Below are 16,780 nucleotides of genomic sequence, written 5' to 3'. Positions count from 1 at the left end.
CATGGAGTTTCCGCTATGGACTCCCTGAAATGTCGAACTGTTACTATTCCCTAGTAGGGCGTGGGATTTTCTCAGGATAATGATATCAGAAACCCATCGACAACCCTAAACCCGACCTGGCCAGTTTCGACTCCAACAGGTCGCGCGAAGTCTCCCGCTTCTGGCGAGCATAGATCATGCAGGCCGACCAACATAATCTTTTACGTCGCGTACTGAATAGCCTGCTGCTGCTGATCGCAACAACGACCCTCTCGGTCTCCGGTCTGATGATTCAGCACAACTGGCGGATGGAATATGAAGCGCTCCATCGGCAAGCCAGCGAATGGGCCAACGAGCTGCGGCTCGACTTGGACGATGTCATGACGCGCGAGGTCCATGGACTACAGCAAACCTTACAGGTCATCAGCGCACAATCCGCATTGAAACAGGCGTTGGCCCAAGAAGATGCGGCGCGCCTGCAAGCCGACTGGATGGAAGTATTTGGGCGGTTGCGCGCCGAGCACAACGTCACACACTTCTATTTCATCAGCCGCGACCGAACCTGCCTGCTACGCTTGCATCTACCGCAGTTACGGGGCGATCGCATTAATCGCCATACTGCGCTTGAAGCCGAACGCACCGGCAAGACCGCCTGGGGGGTGGAAATAGGGAGGACTGGCGTACTCACGCTTCGTGTCGTCAAGCCGGTCTTCGAGGGTGATCGCCTGGTGGGTTACGTTGAACTGGGCAAGGAGATCGAACCTCTGCTGGCCACGCTGCGGTCCCCGGATAAGCATGCATCTGTGTATGCCATTCTGCTACATAAGGAACACATTGACCAGGCGAGTTGGGAAACCGGGATGCGAATGATGGGACGGAAGGCTGACTGGGGGTTGTTGCCTCACTATGTCGTCGAGTTTATGAGTCCTAAACTCACAGTGCAAGCATTGAAATCCATTCTCTCACGGCCAAGCGTGGGGCATGCCCATACCGATACGGAAGTGGGCGGAAAGGTCTGGTATACGCAGCTCGACCCTCTGCGCGTAATCAGCGGCGAGGAAGTAGGCGCCCTGCTCGTATTGCATGATGTCACTGATAGTGAACATGCCATAGCGCATCGCGCCACCATACTGGTGCTGGTGACGCTATTCGTGGTGGGCTTCGTGCTGGTCTTTTTCGCCTGGGTCATGAAGCGATTTTTCCGCGAGATCGAGGAACAGGAAGAACGTTTGCGCGACTCGGAAGCGCGTTTCCGTACGCTCTTCGATTCTTCGCCAGATCCGGTGTGGATCATGGAGGGTCACCATTTCGCGGAGTGCAACCAAGCGGCGGTAGAAATGCTGGGGTTCCCCGACAAGGTGGCATTCGAGAACGTCCATCCCGCGGAGATTTCCCCTGAATTTCAGCCTGATGGCGAAAGTTCGTTCAGCAAGGCCGAGCGTATGATGAAACTTGCCCAGGAAAAGGGGTTGCATCGATTCAATTGGATACATCGGCGTATGGATGGCAGCGAATTCTATGCCGAGGTGACCTTGTCTGTGTTGACCTTACAGGGACGGCCCATTCTCCATGCTATCGTTCGAGACATCAGCGAGCGTAAGCGGGTCGAGAACGAGTTGCGGCACAGTGAGGAAAAACTGCGAACGATTCTCGACAGCGTGGAAGCCTATATCTACCTGAAAGATACAAACGGAAACTATCTGTTTGTCAATGCCGCCGTGCGCAGGCTTTGGCATGCCGAAATGGAAGACATTGTCGGCTACAGTGACGAGAAATTCTTTGATGCCGAGACCACCGCTAATATAAGGCGCAATGACCATCAGGTTCTAGCGGGTGGTATTACCCTTCGCACGGAAGAGACCAATACCGTAACGGTAACAGGTTTGACCTTCACCTTTTTATCGATCAAGTTACCGCTGCGAAGGGAGGATGGCAGCATCTATGCCCTGTGCGGGATTTCGACCGATATTTCCGACCGCAAACAAATGGAAGAGCGTTTGCGCAAGAGCGAACAGGACCTGCAAGAGGCACAGCATATTGCCAAGGTGGGCAGTTGGGAGCTGGATGTCCCCAACAACCGACTGAGCTGGTCGGATGAAATCTTTCGCCTCTTCGAACTCGACCCCACCCATTTCGGCGCCAGCTACGACGCCTTCCTCGATGCCATCCACCCCGAAGACCGCGAGGTCGTCAACAAGACCTACACCGATTCGCTGCAAACCCGACAGCCCTACAACATCCGGCATCGCCTGCGCATGGCCGATGGGCGGATCAAACATGTCCACGAACAGTGCCAAACCGACTTCGACGAGACCGGAAATCCACTTCGTTCTGTCGGCACCGTGCAGGACGTGACCGAGCTGGTTCAAGCCGAAATCGCGCTTCACAACGCCCGCAACCTGCTGCAGACCGTCATTGACCACGTACCTATGCGGGTGTTCTGGAAGGACTGTGCATTAAGCTACCTCGGTTGCAATCCTGCCTTTGCCCGGGACAGCGGACGGAGCCAACCCAGCGATCTGATCGGCAAGGACGACTACCAGATGGGCTGGGCGAATGAAGCTGACCTGTATCGTGCCGACGACCTGAAAATCATCGAATCCGGCATCCCCCGCATCAACTACGAAGAGCCGCAGACCACCCCGGACGGTCGGACCCTCTGGCTGCGAACCTCGAAGGTGCCGCTGAGAAACCAGAACGACGAGATCATCGGCGTGTTGGGGATCTACGAGGACATTACCGAAGAGAAAGAAAAAGATAAGGAACTAGCCCGATACCGTGACCACCTGGAACGGCTCGTGGCGGAGCGCTCGGCGCAACTGGACGAGGCCCAGGTCAAGCACCAGCAGCTACTGGACGACATGGGCGACGAGTTCATGGCCTTCAGTTTCACGCCGGAAGCCATCATTACCTATGTTAGCAACAGCATCGAATCCATTTTCGGGCTGCCCAAGGAAAGAGTAATGAACCAGTCCTGGGTGGAACTCGTCCAGTGGCTGCCAGAGGATCTGGAGGAGACCTGGCTGTATTTGCAAGACATGCTCTCGGGCAAGGTCGATTCCATCCGGACCGAAATGCGCTTCGTCCACCCGGCTGGGCAGATCCGCACCATTTACCAGACCAGTCACCCTGTCAGGAATGCCTCCGGCGATATCGTATCCGTGGAAGGTGTTCTCACTAACATCACTCAACGCAAACGGACTGAAATGGAATTGCGGCAAGCCAAACATACCGCCGAAGCAGCCAGTCAAGCAAAGAGCGCCTTCCTGGCCAACATGAGTCATGAGATCCGCACCCCCATGAATGGTGTGATCGGGATGCTGGAGATCCTTTCCCATAGCTCGCTACCCGATGAAGAACGCAAGATGGTGGAGGCGATTCGCCGTTCGGCGCGCTCCCTCCTGGGCATCATTGATGACATTCTCGATTTTTCGAAAATCGAGGCGGGCAAGCTCAGCCTTGCGGAACAGGAAATGTCCTTGGAAACGGAACTGGATATTGTGGTTAGCCTGATTGATCGGATCGCGATGGATAAGCAGGTTGAGTTGACCCTATTCTTTGAGCCCAAACTCCCACAGCGTGTCATGGGTGATGGACTCAGGGTACGGCAGATCCTGACCAACCTAACCGGAAACGCCGTGAAATTTTCGATGGACATGGAACGCATCGGTCGCGTTCAGTTGCGTGCTGAACTGGAACAATGCGGAAACGGACGTGTTTGGGTGGTGTTCACCATTGCTGACAACGGCATCGGGATAGACGCCGAGACCGTTGCCCGTTTGTTTCAGCCCTTCGAGCAAGCCGACAGCAGCACAACACGCAAATATGGCGGTACCGGGCTAGGTCTATCGATTTCCCAGACCCTGACAGCGATGATGGGCGGCGAGATCTCGGTACAAAGCGAGGTTGAGCAGGGGACAACCTTCACGGTGCGGCTGCCATTCAAGCTGGCCAGCGAGTGTCCGAACCTGACTTCACCGTATGACTTGAGCGGGCTGGAATGCATTGTTGTCGCCAATGAAACGAAGTACATAGAGGATTACACACGTTACCTCGTGCACGCCAGCGCCCAAACCCATGCCTTTGCCGACATCGAGGCCGCCTGGGTTTTCATCAGTGGATATGCCCCAGAGACACTCGTCTGCATAATCGTCATGGAAGACCGAGGTATCCATTCTGCACAGGAGATCGTCGGTCGCTTGCTGGCCAGGCAACCAAGCGACAACGTGCATTTCGTCGAGGTCACCTATTTGAGCGTGGAGCGTGGCAAGCGGCGGAAGGTGAGACGTTTGGCGGACAAGATCGTTCAGATCGATCGGGAGGCCCTGACTCGCTGCCGTTTCCTTGAGGCTGTTGCAGCCGCTACGGGGCGAGTTGCCATCCCTCAGGAAACGGACATGGATGAGAGCTTCGATGCGAACGTAGAGACAGGACTTAATATCTTGGTTGCCGAAGACAATGAGATCAACTGTGATGTGATCCGGCGCCAACTGGAAATGCTCGGCTACCGCGTCGCTCTGGCGGCAGATGGCGTGAAGGCATTCCAGCAGTGGAAAGCAGGGACCTACGACCTCTTGCTGACGGATTTGCACATGCCGAACAAGGACGGCTATGAACTGACTGCCTTGATTCGTGATGCCGAACGTCGGTTCAACCTGAACCGTATTCCGATCATCGCACTGACGGCCAATGTCGTCAAAGGCGAGGAAGAATGCTGTCTCAAGCAGGGCATGGATGCTTATCTTTCCAAGCCCATCGAATTAGCCCGTCTGAAGTCGGTGCTCGACCAATGGCTGCCGTCGACTGACTTGTTTGTGGCCAATGTTGCTGAAGAAGCGGCCTTACCGACGCAGGTTGTCGAAAGACCCGAATTGCCGGTGTTCGATTCAGAAGTCCTGACGAAAATGGTAGGGAGCAATCCGGCCATCCATCGACGCCTGCTGGAGAAATTCCTTGCCAACGCACGGCAACGAATGGGTGAGTTGCTTCAGGCCAGCGAGGCGCGGAATACTGCAACGGTCGGCCAGATTGCCCATACCCTCAAATCCGCCGCCCGTTCCGTAGGTGCGATGCGCCTGGGCGACCTTTGCCAGCAGTTGGAGCATGCCGGTAAGGCGGGAGATGGCGAATGTTGCCAGGCGTTGAGCAAGAGTCTGCATGCGACCTTTGATGAAGTCGCGCGGATCCTGCGGTCGCGGTTGGAAGATCAGTGATTTGATATCATGATAAATACCAGCAAGCCTGATAAGACGCAGTTTCTAATACATCTAAAGGTCTTTATTGCGGCCGTGGCTGCAATGGGGGCATACGAAAGCCTTAAACAGTGGATATTCGGTGATCATCTCACGCTCTGGCAATCGCACCTGATAACGATCATGGTAGGAGCGCTGGCCAGCGTCGTTACCAGTTTTTACGTCCATCAGAAAAGTCGGCAACACGAGCAGGCCATGCTTGCGGTTGAACGGCAGTCGAATTCGTTTAATAAATCCCTGGTGGATGCCATTCCAGTCGCTGTGTTCTACAAGGATCATGAGGGACGTTATCTTGGTTGCAACCGCCTGTTCTCCGAGATCATGGGAGTAAGCGAGGCAGATATTTTTGGCAAGACCGTATATGAGTTGTGGCCTAGCGACCTTGCAAATGTCTATCACCAGAAAGACCTGGAACTCATTGCGAATCCTCAGATCCAGCAGTATGAGTTTCAGGTCAAGGACAAGTCAGGGCAACTGTTAGACGTGATCTATGGCAAGTCCATATTTTATGATATTAACGGCCAAGCTGCCGGTATTATCGGGACGTTCTTTGATATTTCAGACAAGAAACGTGTTGAATCGGAGCTAGCTCAGTACCGAAAACACCTGGAGAGTCTGGTCGAAGAAAAGACAGAAGCACTTGAAACCAGCAATCGAGAGCTTCTTGTTGCCAAGAATACTGCCGAAGCGGCCAATCTGGCCAAGAGCCTTTTTCTGGCCAACATGAGCCACGAGATCCGCACGCCGATGAACGGCGTGATCGGCATGACGGACGTGTTGCTCAATACGCGTCTGACCGACGAGCAGCGCAAGATGGCCCAGGTCATCCACGACTCCGCCCAAACCCAGCTGAGCATCCTCAACGACATCCTTGATTTCTCCAAGATCGAGGCCGGCAAGCTCAAGTGCTCTATCGAACCTTTCGCGCTGGCCGAGGTGGTCGAGAAGACCTGCGCCACGCTGGCCGAACAGGCCCGGTTGAAGGGGGTGACGCTGCGTCATACCGTGGATGCGCACATCCCCCCGGCCCTGGAGGGCGATGCCCTGCGGGTGCGGCAGATCCTGTCCAACTTCCTCAGCAACGCCATCAAATTCTCCAGCGGTTTGGGCCGCACGGGGAACGTTGAGGTGGTCGCGCGGCGAGCCGACGGAGAAGGGGGCCGGGTCTGGATCGAACTGGCGGTGCGCGACAACGGCATCGGCATGGATGCGCAGACGCAGGAGCGGGTGTTTCATCCCTTCGCCCAGGCCGACGCCTCGACCACGCGCCAGTACGGCGGGACGGGATTGGGGCTGGTGATCAGCGCGCGCCTGGCTGAAGCGATGGGTGGCGAGATTCGAGTGGAGAGCACGCCGGGGGCCGGCAGCACCTTCACCGCCCGCCTGCCTTTTCCCTGCGCCGACGAGGCGCCCCTGGCCGCTGCCACTGATGCCCAGAACCGACCGCCACCTCAAATCACCGTTCTGAATCGCGCGGAAGCCATTGTGCAGGGGCGGTTGATCCTGGTGGCCGAGGACAACGCGACCAATCAGGAGGTCATCCAGCAGCAACTGGCCCTGCTGGGCTACCCCTGCGACCTCGCCCCGGACGGACGGGCCGCCTTCCGCCAGTGGCTGACCGGCGACTACGCCTTGGTACTGTCTGACCTGCACATGCCGCACCTGGATGGCTATCAGCTTGCTCAGGCAATCCGCCGGGAAGAGGCCCAGCGGAGGAACGGCCACATCCCGATCCTGGCCTTAACGGCCAACGTGCTCCAGGACGAAACTGAGCGTTGCCAGGCCAGCGGCATGGACGGCTACCTGGCCAAGCCCGTACCCTTGTCGCAACTGCGGGAACAACTCATCCACTGGCTGCCAGCCGCCGCGAACCCGCGTCCAGCGAGCCGGACGGCTGAGATGCCTGCCTCTGCGGAGGCTACAGAAGAGACGGAGGACGCAGGTGAACTTCCGGTGTTCGACCCTGGTATTCTGATCCAGATGGTGGGGGACAAATCGGCCATCCACCGCCGCCTACTGGAGAAGTTCCAGGTCACGGCGCAGGCGCAGGCCGAGCGCCTCCACGCTGCGGTTGCCGAGGGAGATGCCGCCGCCGTCAGCCAGATCGCGCACAGTCTCAAATCCAATGCCCGCGCCATCGGCGCCCTGCAACTGGGTGACTTGTGCGAAAAACTGGAACAGGCCGGCAAGGCCGGAGACCTGACTGCACTTCAGGTTCAACAGGATGTGTTTGATTCCGCCTTTGAAAGGGCTAGCAAGACTATCGAGGTGTTCCGTCTATGACCTTTTTAACCTGGCCTCAATATCAGGAACCGTTGCTTGATTCTCTTCGGGTGCATACCCTGGAGTTCACTGCGAGGCACCGCCTGTTGAATATCCTGCAGCTCTTGCTGTGGGATCGCTTGTTCTCTTTCTTCAACCTGCTTTGAAATAAATAGGGTAAGCATCATATGTTTCTTTTTCTGTACCGATGCATAAAAATAATGATCATCTTTGGGCTTGCCGCATTTTCCTGGCGTGTGGGGGCAGTAGAAGACGAAAGGACCTATTCCTTTGCGATTGTGCCCCAGCAAACCGCATCCGAACTGGTTGAAAGTTGGTCTCCTCTATTGTCTTGGTTGACCTCGAAGACGGATATTCAACTGCGTTTTGTGACAGCCCCTAGTATTCCCGTCTTCGAACAACGACTTGCCCAAGGGGAATATGACTTCGCATATATGAATCCTTACCACTACACTGTCTTTAGCCAGAAACCCGGCTATCAGGCGCTGATCAAGGAAAAAGACCACCGCATCAAAGGAATCCTTGTGACAAGAAAAGATAGTCCTATCAAAGCGCTCAAGGATCTGGAAGGGAAGACCTTGGTTTTCCCTTCTCCAGCAGCTTTCGCCGCTAGCATCCTGCCGCGAGCAGAGTTGCGCAAACAGGGGATTACCTTCATGCCAAAGTATGTCTCTTCGCATGATTCGGTCTACATAAATGTAGCCAAGGGACTCTACCCGGCTGGAGGTGGTATTCAACGTACCCTGGAGTTGGCAGAAGAATCTGTTCGTAATGACTTGAAAATTTTGTGGGCTACACAGGGCTATACACCCCATGCGATCGCAGCACACCCCCGTGTTCCCACCGAGGTGGCGAACAAATTTAAAAGCGCTTTCTTGCAAATGAACGAAGATAGTGAGGGCCGTAAATTGCTAGATGGCATTAGCTTCACGAGAGGAGTGGCTGCGGCCACCGATGCGGATTGGGACGATGTGCGCGCCCTTAATATTGGCCTTCTAGATACCTTGCTGAAGTAGGTCAATCTAGAATTCATGTCCTTCCGCTTAAAAACCATCCTGGGGATTGCCTTAATCGAGGCCGTATTGCTGGCGATCCTCGTCGCCAGCATCATGCGTTTTTTGCGCGACTCAAACGAGTTGCAACTTCAGCGTTATGCCCAGGTTACTTCGGCTTCGTTTGCCGCTATGACAAAGGACGCCTTGTTAGGAATGGATTTGGCGCGGCTGGGTTCTTTTGCCCAGGAACTAATTCGCAACCCTGGGATTTCCTACGCGCGTATAAAGGACAGCAACGGCCAGGTGTTAGCACAGGCAGGCTCCTCACTCCTCTTAGGGCGACCGTTTTATGAAGATAAACGGCTGGATGAAGTCGAGGATAATACCTACGATGTGTCCAGTGAAATCAATGCGGCGCAAGTGAATTTTGGCCGCGTAGAGATCGGTATCGATGTGTCACATATAAAGAACATTTTCGCCGAAGCGCAGCGTTGGAGTGTGGGCATTGCTTTGGGTGAAATGGCGCTTGTAGGTCTGTTCTCTCTGGCATTAGGCACCTACCTTACTCGCCAATTGGCCCACATGGCGAAAGGTGCGAACCACCTGAGTAGGGGAGAGTTGGGTTATCAGATTCCCGTTTATGGCAAGGATGAGTTAGCCATTACCAGCGTGGCATTTAACGCGATGTCGCGGCAATTGCTGGCTGACCAGCATCGACAGATGGCTTATGAGCGTGAACTCGTTACCGCCAAGGAAGCGGCCGAAGTCGCAAGTCGAGCAAAGTCGGAATTTTTGGCAAACATGTCGCATGAGATCCGCACGCCGATGAATGGGGTCATCGGCATGACGGACGTGTTGCTCAACATGCGCTTGACCGACGAGCAGCGCAAAATAGCGGGCGTCATCCGGGATTCGGCCCAAGCCCAGCTGGGTATCCTCAACGATATCCTCGATTTTTCCAAGATCGAAGCTGGCAAGCTCGACCTCTCCACTGAACCCTTCGCCCTCGCTGACGTGGTTGAGAAAGTCTGCGCCATCCTCGCTGGCTATGCCCAGCAGAAGGGAGCGACGCTGCGCCATGAGATAGATCCGAACATCCCCCGCGCCCTGGAAGGCGATGTGCTGCGGGTGCGCCAGATTCTGTCCAACTTCACCACTAACGCCATCAAGTTCTCCAGTGGACTGGAGCATTCAGGGGAAGTGAGGGTGTCCGCACGGCGGATCGGCGAAGAAACCGGCTCGGTCTGGGTTGAACTTGTGGTGCGCGACAACGGTATCGGCATGGATACGGCGACACTCGAGCGGGTGTTCCATCCCTTCACCCAGGCCGACGCCTCGACCACACGTAAGTACGGCGGGACGGGGTTGGGGCTGGTGATCGCCCGGCGTTTGGCTGAGGCGATGGGCGGCGAGATCCGGGTGGAGAGCACGCCAGGGGTGGGCAGCACGTTCACCGCTCGTTTGCCCTTCCCCTGGGCCGACGAGGCGCAGTTGGCGGCGGCCACGGAGGCCAAGTACCGGCCTTTCCTGCCACCGTCCGAGGCGAGCGTACCTCGCCGCGCGGAAGCCCTTGTGCAGGGGCGGCTGATCCTGGTGGCCGAAGACAATGAAATCAACCAGAAGGTGATCCGGCAGCAACTTGCCAAGCTGGGCTACCCGTGCGACATCGCCCCGGACGGGCAGGAAGCCTTCCGCCAATGGCGGACCGGCAACTACGCCCTGGTGCTGTCCGACCTCCACATGCCGCACCTGGATGGCTATCAGCTCGCCGAGGCGATCCGCCGAGAAGAGGTTAACCGTGGGGGTATTAGCCATACCCCGATCCTAGCCTTGACGGCCAACGTGTTCCAGGGGGAGGCCGAGCGCTGCCAGGCCGCCGGCATGGATGGCTACCTGGCCAAGCCGACGCCCTTGTCGCAACTTCGGGAACAACTCGTCCACTGGCTGCCGGTTGCCGCAGATCCGACCCCGGCGGACGCGACAGCCGGGGCACTGGCCTGTGCAAAGGCTACAGCGGCGACGGCGGACGCTGGTGACCCCCCGGTGTTCGACCCCAGTGCATTGACGCGGATGGTGGGAGACAAACCGGCGATCCACCGCCGCCTGCTGGAGAAGTTCCAGGTCACGGCCCAAGCGCAGGCCGAGCGCCTGGGCGCCGCCCTGGCCGAGGGGGACGCCGCCGCTGTCGGCCAGATTGCGCATACGCTCAAATCCAACGCTCGCGCCATCGGCGCTCTGCAATTGGGCCAAGTGTGCGCAGAACTCGAGCAGGCTGGCAAAGCAGGTGACCTGACCGCGCTTGGAATTCAACGGGATGCATTTGATGCCGCACTTGAAATGACCCACAAGATCATCGAGGCGTTCCGTTTGGATAAATTAACGTGAGTTATTATCCTCAGGACTTTCGCTTGGCTACCATATAAAGTATGGTAATGATCAATAAATATCTATATATAGTAAAAAATAGCCCATAAGCGAAAGTCCTGATCCTGAGAAACCCCCGGCCCGCCAGGGGACAGTAACAGTTTGATTGCGCAATGAAGGAACTCGTTTAGGCATTAAAAATAAGCAACTTAAGGCCGGTCGTAATATCGATTATCCTGAGCAATCGCAGGATCAATCAAGTTCGTGTTGGCATTGAACATTTAATCGGCCAGTTAAAGAACTTTGGCATTCCGTCAATTAAGTTTAAGTTTAGAAACCGCACTAAGAATATAGCTGATTAATTTCAATGAATTATGGTGAATATTTCGGAACAGGTCTATTGTTTTGGCTTCATTGAACCTCATACGCTGGATTGCCCGTTTTTTCCAGTTCGGCAATGCGCTGGTTCAACATGGCCGCATTGACCGTCCCCAGATGAGCATCGACTAATTTGCCTTGCGGAGAAACCAGGAAAGTGGTTGGCAAGCCTTTCACCTCAAAACCGGATAGAGGTTGGCCACCACTCAGAGCAATGGGAAAGGTTACGGACAGGTCTTCGATAAACTGACGAATCTTGGCGAGCGGAAGTTCCTCGAAATTGACGCCAATAACCACAGATCTTTTACGATTGGCGTCATGGAACGCTTGCAATTCCGGCATTTCCATCAGACAGGGCGTACACCAAGTCGCCCAGAAGTTGACAACGACCCATCGCCCTCGAAAATCCGCCAGGCGGATCGGCTGTTGGTCCAAACCCGGCAGAGTAAACATTGCTTCCTGGGCATGGATACAAGGAGTGGTTATTAGCAGCGCCAGCGCAAAAAGTTCTCTGACAGCGAACCGACGGAGTCGACAGGAGTCGATAACAGGCATCTCGATGCATCCGGTACCGGTGGAGTTGAAAAAACAGGTTACTCGATCAGGGAGTCGGGTTAGAACGAAATAGATTATTATTTCGCAACGCCATATTCCGCGCCTTAATGGCTTGCTGGCGAGCATCCAGGGCATACTGGCGGGCATCCTCGTAGGCGCCGCTCTCCAAGTGGGTCTGCGCCTCTTGCAACAGGCGCTGAGCCTCCATCAGGGCTTGGGGCGAGTGCTGTAAAGCACCGACTGCCTCTGCCGAACGGATCGCCAGGCGGGCGTCGCTCATCTCTTGCACGGGCGCCGTTGCGCAAGCGGTCAACGCTATTATCGCGACGGCGAGTCGCACGAATTGAGTGATCAATGTTCTGATAATTCAGCGTGACCGCTGTATGGAAAATTTATGATATAAAACGGATGAATGACTCATTACAATCAAACTAGCATTGGTTGCTGAAACCGTCAAGCCAGCTTGGCAGGATGGAATTCAAATCAGCCTGCAATGAAGAATGAGGTGGTGTTTACGAACAGAAGCGGGAGATTGAAAACGGATGGCTGAGATTCTCGTGTTGTATTACAGCCGTACCGGGGGAACTGCCGAAATGGCCCGACGCATTGCCCGTGGCGTTGAGGAAGTTCCAGAGATGACAGCGCGACTGCGCACGGTGCCAGCGATTTCAACAGTCTGTGAGGCGATTGCGGATGACATTCCCAACGCCGGTCCACCCTATGTCAATCTGGACGATCTCAAGGAATGCGCAGGATTAGCCTTGGGCAGTCCGACTCGGTTTGGCAACATGGCGGCGCCGCTTAAGTATTTTCTGGACTCCACGGGTGGGCTATGGTTGGCAGGCGCGCTGTGCGGTAAACCTGCTGCCGTCTTCACGTCAGCGTCGACTCTGCACGGTGGTCATGAATCGACCCTGCTGACCATGATGCTGCCGTTGTTGCATCACGGCATGTTATTGGTGGGCCTGCCTTTTACCGAGGCGGCGTTGCATCAAACGCGCGGTGGCGGTACGCCTTATGGCCCCAGTCACTGGTCAGGCGCAGAATCCAGCGCTGTGCTTGATAGTGAAGAGCAGCGCTTGGGTCGGGCGTTGGGTCGGCGTCTGGCGGACGTGACGCGGCGTCTGGAACAAGGTGGGGTATGAGCCGCTTCTGGCGATGGGTCGCATTAACCGGCTATTTTGGTCTGTTTGGGTGGTTGTTACTATGGTTCGCTTGGCTGGAGCCGCCGGGGCATTTGCCGGTGGCATTGGTGTTGTTGGCGCTGGTCGGCCCGCTGTTATGGCCATTGCGCGGTTTGTTGCATGGCCGTCCTTACACCCATGCCTGGGCTGGGTTTCTGGCGCTCTTCTATTTCACAGTCGGGGTCTTCCACGCCGCAGGGCCGATGGCCCGACCGTGGCTGGCCTGGCTGGAAATCGGATTCAGCGTGCTGTGGTTTGTGGGCGCGATCCTGTATGTTCGCGCTCATTCACGGGAACTTGCGCGTCGCCAGGGACTCTTATGAGTGTGAGGTTGAATGTCTTGCAAAGTGTAGTTCATCCATGTTAATCTCGCTTTTCTCAAATGCGGGGTGGAGCAGTCCGGTAGCTCGTCGGGCTCATAACCCGAAGGTCGCAGGTTCAAATCCTGCCCCCGCTACCAAATTTAAGGAAGCCCTTCAAGGGCTTTTTTTGTGGGGTCGTTTTCAGGATTGTTTGATGTAAACAGCCTTGGCGACGTAAGTAAAACAGGAGCGAATGCTCGCCTGGATTAAGGAGCGGGCGGCGCTGAAGCAAGGTTGAAATGAAAGTTGTGCCGCGACGGATCAACCAGTTTTTGGATGAACAAGTGGGCCGAAGGCCCCTTTTTTATTTCCGGTGATCAAAATGCGCGAGGACATTCAGAAACTCGGGCGAATTTTAACCCCCGTGGTGGAAGCCATGGGTTATGAATGGGTAGGCATGGAATTTCATTCCAGTCGCCCCAACGCCTTGTTGCGAGTTTATATCGACAGCGAAACGGGCATCACCCTGGACGATTGCCAACGCGTCAGCCATCAGCTGAGCGGCGTGTTGGATGTGGAGGATCTCATCACTGGGCGTTATACCCTGGAGATATCCTCGCCTGGTCTGGATCGCCCTTTATTCGAGGCGAAGCATTTTGAGCGCTTCGCTGGCTCGCAAGTACAACTGCGGTTACGCGAACCGCAGGAAGGACGGCGCAAGCTGGTTGGGCGCCTGCTTGGAATGCGCGACGACAAGGTGGCGATCGTGGACAGCGAGGGACGGGAATGGCAAGCGCCGCTCGAGCGGGTTGAAAAGGCTCGATTGGCGCCCGAACTCTAGACGGGATGACAGCGGGCGGAACCGGCTGGGAGGCAGAACCACATGCGCGTTAAAGACAGCAAAGAAGGCAATAAAGAAATCCTGCTGGTCGTGGACGCCGTCTCCAATGAGAAAGGCGTTAATAAGGAGGTAATCTTCGACGCACTGGAAATCGCGCTGGCTTCGGTGGCCAAGAAACGTTATCCAGGCGATCCTGATGTGCGGGTGGTGATTAACCGGCGAACGGGAAGTTATGAAACCTTCCGATGCTGGTCCATCGTAGCCGATACTGCGCAGGTCGAAAATCCGGATCGGGAAATGGCGCTCTTCGAGGCCCGCCAGATCAAGGCGGACGCCCAAGTCAATGAAATAGTGCAATCACCGCTGGAAAACGCTGACTTTGGCGGGCGTATCGCTGCACAAACCGCCAAACAAGTGATTGTCCAAAAGGTTCGAGACGCCGAACGCGCACAGATTGTTGAAGCCTACCTGCATCGCAAGGGTGAGCTGATTACCGGCGTGGTCAAGCGCCTCGAGCGCGGCGAAGTGATTATCGATATCGGCGGCAATGTCGAAGCCAAGATCACCCGCGAGGATCTCATTCCTCGTGAATCATTCCGCATCGGCGAGCGGGTGCGCGGCTATTTGAAAGATGTGCGCACTGAGAGTCGCGGCCCGCAGCTTTTCGTGAGCCGGGTCGCCCCAGAGTTTCTAGTGGCGCTATTCACCCTGGAAGTGCCCGAGATTAATCAGGGACTCATCGAGATTCGCTGCGCCGCGCGCGATCCGGGTTCCCGGGCCAAGATCGCCGTTAAAAGCAAGGATACGCGCATTGACCCTGTGGGCGCCTGCGTGGGCATGCGCGGCGCGCGAGTGCAGAGCGTCACCAATGAGTTGGCCGGCGAACGGGTTGATATCGTGCAATGGGACGATGATTCGGTGCGCTTTGTCATGAACGCCATGTCGCCGGCGGAAGTCGATTCGGTGATCGTCGACGAAGATACTCATAGTATGGATATCATTGTTTCCGACGAGAAGCAGTTAGCTCAGGCCATCGGGAAGGGGGGGCAGAATGTGCAATTGGCCAGCCGCTTGACCGGTTGGACGCTCAATGTCATGACCCATGAGCAGGCGTTCGCCCGACGTGGCCAGGAAGATGAAGCGTTGATCAGGATGTTCATGGAACAACTGGGAGTCGATGAGGAAATCGCAGAAATTCTGGCGAGAGAAGGATTTTCCGGCCTGGAAGAAGTAGCCTATGTGCCAGTGCATGAAATGCTGGAAATTGCGGAATTCGATGAAGAGATTGTTGAAGAATTGCGCGGGCGGGCGCGCGATGTTCTGTTGACCCGAGCGATTGCCGCTGAGGAGCAGTTCGGGGATGCACAACCTGCCGATGATTTGCGGTCGATGGAAGGGATGGATGAGGAACTAGCGATCACCCTGGCGCGTCATGGGATTAACACTATGGAAGATTTGGCCGAACTTTCGGTCGATGATCTGAATGAAATAGCCGGTCTGAGCGATGAGCGGGCCGCAAGATTGATTATGACGGCGCGAGCGCCCTGGTTTTCAAACAATGGGTAGCCCACAGTTCGTCTTGGGGGTGGAAATGACGGATGTAACGGTCAAGCAGTTTGCGACAGTTGTCGGTATACCGGTGGATCGCTTATTGGAGCAGTTTGCCGAAGCAGGTATCGTGGTCGCCAATGCGGAGGCAGCGATCACAGAGAAACAGAAGGTGGATCTTTTGGCCCATTTGCGCCGAAGTCATGGTGGCCAATCCATTCCAGGCGCGACCGAGCCTAAAAAAATCATCCTTAAACGCAAGACTCATAGTGAAATTAAAATGAGCGGAGGCGCGGCTGGGCAGGTTAAAACCGTCAGTGTGGAAGTGCGTAAAAAACGAACCTATGTCAAACGCAGCCTGGTGGATGATGAATCCTCGCGCCGTCGTGAAACCGTAATTCAAAGCGAAACGCCTGCACCTGCTGTGGTGGAAACATCGACGCTACCTCTGGTTAAAGGCGCGCCAACGTCTGCTGTGACGGGAACAGAAGCGTCGCACGACAACATTGAGGAACCGGTTCCCACAGCGCTCCAGCAGGTGGAAGAAACATCCAGACTATCTACCGAGGAAGAAGTCCGTCGTCAAGCCGAGGAAGAAGCCCGTCGTCAAGCCGAGGAAGAAGTCCGTCGTCAAGCTGAGGAAGCCGCCCGTCATCAAGCTGAGGAAGCCGCCCGTCATCAAGCTGAGGAAGAAGCCCGCCGTCGGTTGGAGCAGGATCATCGGCGAAAACCCGCAGAGAAACCGGTTGCCGCTCGAGCGGCTGAAATACCGCCGCGTCGAGCATCGAATAGCGTCACCGCGTCTCAGCCGCAGCGGCGCCCCGAGGTGGGTGGAGCTGAACCCGAAAGCCGCGCCAGAAAACCCGTCGCACCTCCGACGACGGAAGGTAAGACCCGCAGAAAAGCTGAAGCGCCGGCCCGTCCGGCGGCGGGCAAACCCCGCAGTGAGGGACGAACTGACACGCATGGCCCGCGCCGTGAAATTGCGCCGGGTGGCGACCGATTCCCAAGGGGACGCGCTGATCAGGGCGCACTCGAAAAGGGTGAGCGCCGCAAATCGAGAAAAAGCAAGACCACAAAAGCGCCCGCTGCTGTGTCA

General features: G+C 56.0%; 11 protein-coding genes and 1 tRNA gene. 10 read left to right on the top strand and 2 right to left on the bottom strand.

Annotated features, from left to right (window positions below; all coding sequences use genetic code 11):
* Positions 1 to 176: 176 nt before the first annotated feature.
* From H6973_00060 to H6973_00045, 4 genes are all read left to right on the top strand, one after another.
* The gene (locus H6973_00060) at positions 177 to 5,192 is read left to right on the top strand and encodes a PAS domain S-box protein (protein MCP5124064.1); all 5,016 of its coding nucleotides are present in this window, start codon (positions 177 to 179) and stop codon (positions 5,190 to 5,192) included.
* A gap of 9 nt (positions 5,193 to 5,201) precedes the next feature.
* Positions 5,202 to 7,514, top strand: a complete 2,313-nt coding sequence (locus H6973_00055; GenBank protein ID MCP5124063.1) for a response regulator — start codon at positions 5,202 to 5,204, stop codon at positions 7,512 to 7,514.
* A 200-nt stretch (positions 7,515 to 7,714) separates the two neighbouring features.
* On the top strand, positions 7,715 to 8,530 hold the full coding sequence (locus H6973_00050) for a phosphate/phosphite/phosphonate ABC transporter substrate-binding protein (protein MCP5124062.1): 816 nt from the start codon (positions 7,715 to 7,717) through the stop codon (positions 8,528 to 8,530).
* 15 nt (positions 8,531 to 8,545) lie between these two features.
* A complete protein-coding gene (locus tag H6973_00045) occupies positions 8,546 to 10,894 on the top strand; it encodes a response regulator (GenBank protein ID MCP5124061.1) in 2,349 nt (782 codons plus the stop codon).
* A 390-nt stretch (positions 10,895 to 11,284) separates the two neighbouring features.
* Here H6973_00045 and H6973_00040 read toward each other — a convergent pair whose 3' ends face one another.
* Both H6973_00040 and H6973_00035 read right to left on the bottom strand, forming a co-directional pair.
* Entirely contained in the window at positions 11,285 to 11,806 is a 522-nt protein-coding gene (locus tag H6973_00040; GenBank protein MCP5124060.1) for a TlpA family protein disulfide reductase, read from the bottom strand.
* 46 nt (positions 11,807 to 11,852) lie between these two features.
* Positions 11,853 to 12,146 carry a DUF4398 domain-containing protein gene (locus H6973_00035; GenBank protein MCP5124059.1) on the bottom strand — a complete coding sequence of 98 codons (294 nt, stop codon included), beginning with the start codon at positions 12,144 to 12,146 and terminating at the stop codon, positions 11,853 to 11,855.
* A gap of 202 nt (positions 12,147 to 12,348) precedes the next feature.
* Between H6973_00035 and wrbA the strand changes: the two genes are divergently transcribed.
* From wrbA to H6973_00005, 6 genes are all read left to right on the top strand, one after another.
* Positions 12,349 to 12,951 (top strand): NAD(P)H:quinone oxidoreductase, encoded by a 603-nt coding sequence (wrbA, locus tag H6973_00030; GenBank protein ID MCP5124058.1) that lies wholly within the window; start codon positions 12,349 to 12,351, stop codon positions 12,949 to 12,951.
* The gene (locus H6973_00025) at positions 12,948 to 13,313 is read left to right on the top strand and encodes a DUF2069 domain-containing protein (protein MCP5124057.1); all 366 of its coding nucleotides are present in this window, start codon (positions 12,948 to 12,950) and stop codon (positions 13,311 to 13,313) included. Before wrbA ends, H6973_00025 begins: the two co-directional genes overlap by 4 nt.
* A 60-nt stretch (positions 13,314 to 13,373) precedes the next feature.
* Positions 13,374 to 13,450: transfer RNA gene (locus H6973_00020), tRNA-Met, on the top strand.
* A 224-nt stretch (positions 13,451 to 13,674) separates the two neighbouring features.
* Entirely contained in the window at positions 13,675 to 14,133 is a 459-nt protein-coding gene (gene rimP / locus H6973_00015) for a ribosome maturation factor RimP (protein MCP5124056.1), read from the top strand.
* Positions 14,134 to 14,175: 42 nt separating this feature from the next.
* On the top strand, positions 14,176 to 15,699 hold the full coding sequence (gene nusA, locus H6973_00010) for a transcription termination/antitermination protein NusA (protein ID MCP5124055.1): 1,524 nt from the start codon (positions 14,176 to 14,178) through the stop codon (positions 15,697 to 15,699).
* A 25-nt stretch (positions 15,700 to 15,724) separates the two neighbouring features.
* Positions 15,725 to 16,780, top strand: a 1,056-nt coding sequence (locus H6973_00005) for a translation initiation factor IF-2 associated domain-containing protein (GenBank protein ID MCP5124054.1), incomplete at its 3' end; no start/stop codon positions are given.

The sequence above is a fragment of the Gammaproteobacteria bacterium genome (assembly GCA_024235095.1).
Taxonomy (GTDB): domain Bacteria; phylum Pseudomonadota; class Gammaproteobacteria; order Competibacterales; family Competibacteraceae; genus UBA2383.
This window is presented reverse-complemented; position numbering and strand designations above follow the sequence as displayed.

What these genes read in the sequence shown, in the direction of transcription:
- H6973_00060 (MCP5124064.1), top strand. Translation starts at nt 177, where the DNA reads ATGCAGGCCGACCAACATAATCTTTTACGTCGCGTACTGAATAGCCTG.
- H6973_00055 (MCP5124063.1), top strand. Translation starts at nt 5,202, where the DNA reads ATGATAAATACCAGCAAGCCTGATAAGACGCAGTTTCTAATACATCTA.
- H6973_00050 (MCP5124062.1), top strand. Translation starts at nt 7,715, where the DNA reads ATGATCATCTTTGGGCTTGCCGCATTTTCCTGGCGTGTGGGGGCAGTA.
- H6973_00045 (MCP5124061.1), top strand. Translation starts at nt 8,546, where the DNA reads ATGTCCTTCCGCTTAAAAACCATCCTGGGGATTGCCTTAATCGAGGCC.
- H6973_00040 (MCP5124060.1), bottom strand. Translation starts at nt 11,806, where the DNA reads ATGCCTGTTATCGACTCCTGTCGACTCCGTCGGTTCGCTGTCAGAGAA.
- wrbA (MCP5124058.1), top strand. Translation starts at nt 12,349, where the DNA reads ATGGCTGAGATTCTCGTGTTGTATTACAGCCGTACCGGGGGAACTGCC.
- H6973_00025 (MCP5124057.1), top strand. Translation starts at nt 12,948, where the DNA reads ATGAGCCGCTTCTGGCGATGGGTCGCATTAACCGGCTATTTTGGTCTG.
- rimP (MCP5124056.1), top strand. Translation starts at nt 13,675, where the DNA reads ATGCGCGAGGACATTCAGAAACTCGGGCGAATTTTAACCCCCGTGGTG.
- nusA (MCP5124055.1), top strand. Translation starts at nt 14,176, where the DNA reads ATGCGCGTTAAAGACAGCAAAGAAGGCAATAAAGAAATCCTGCTGGTC.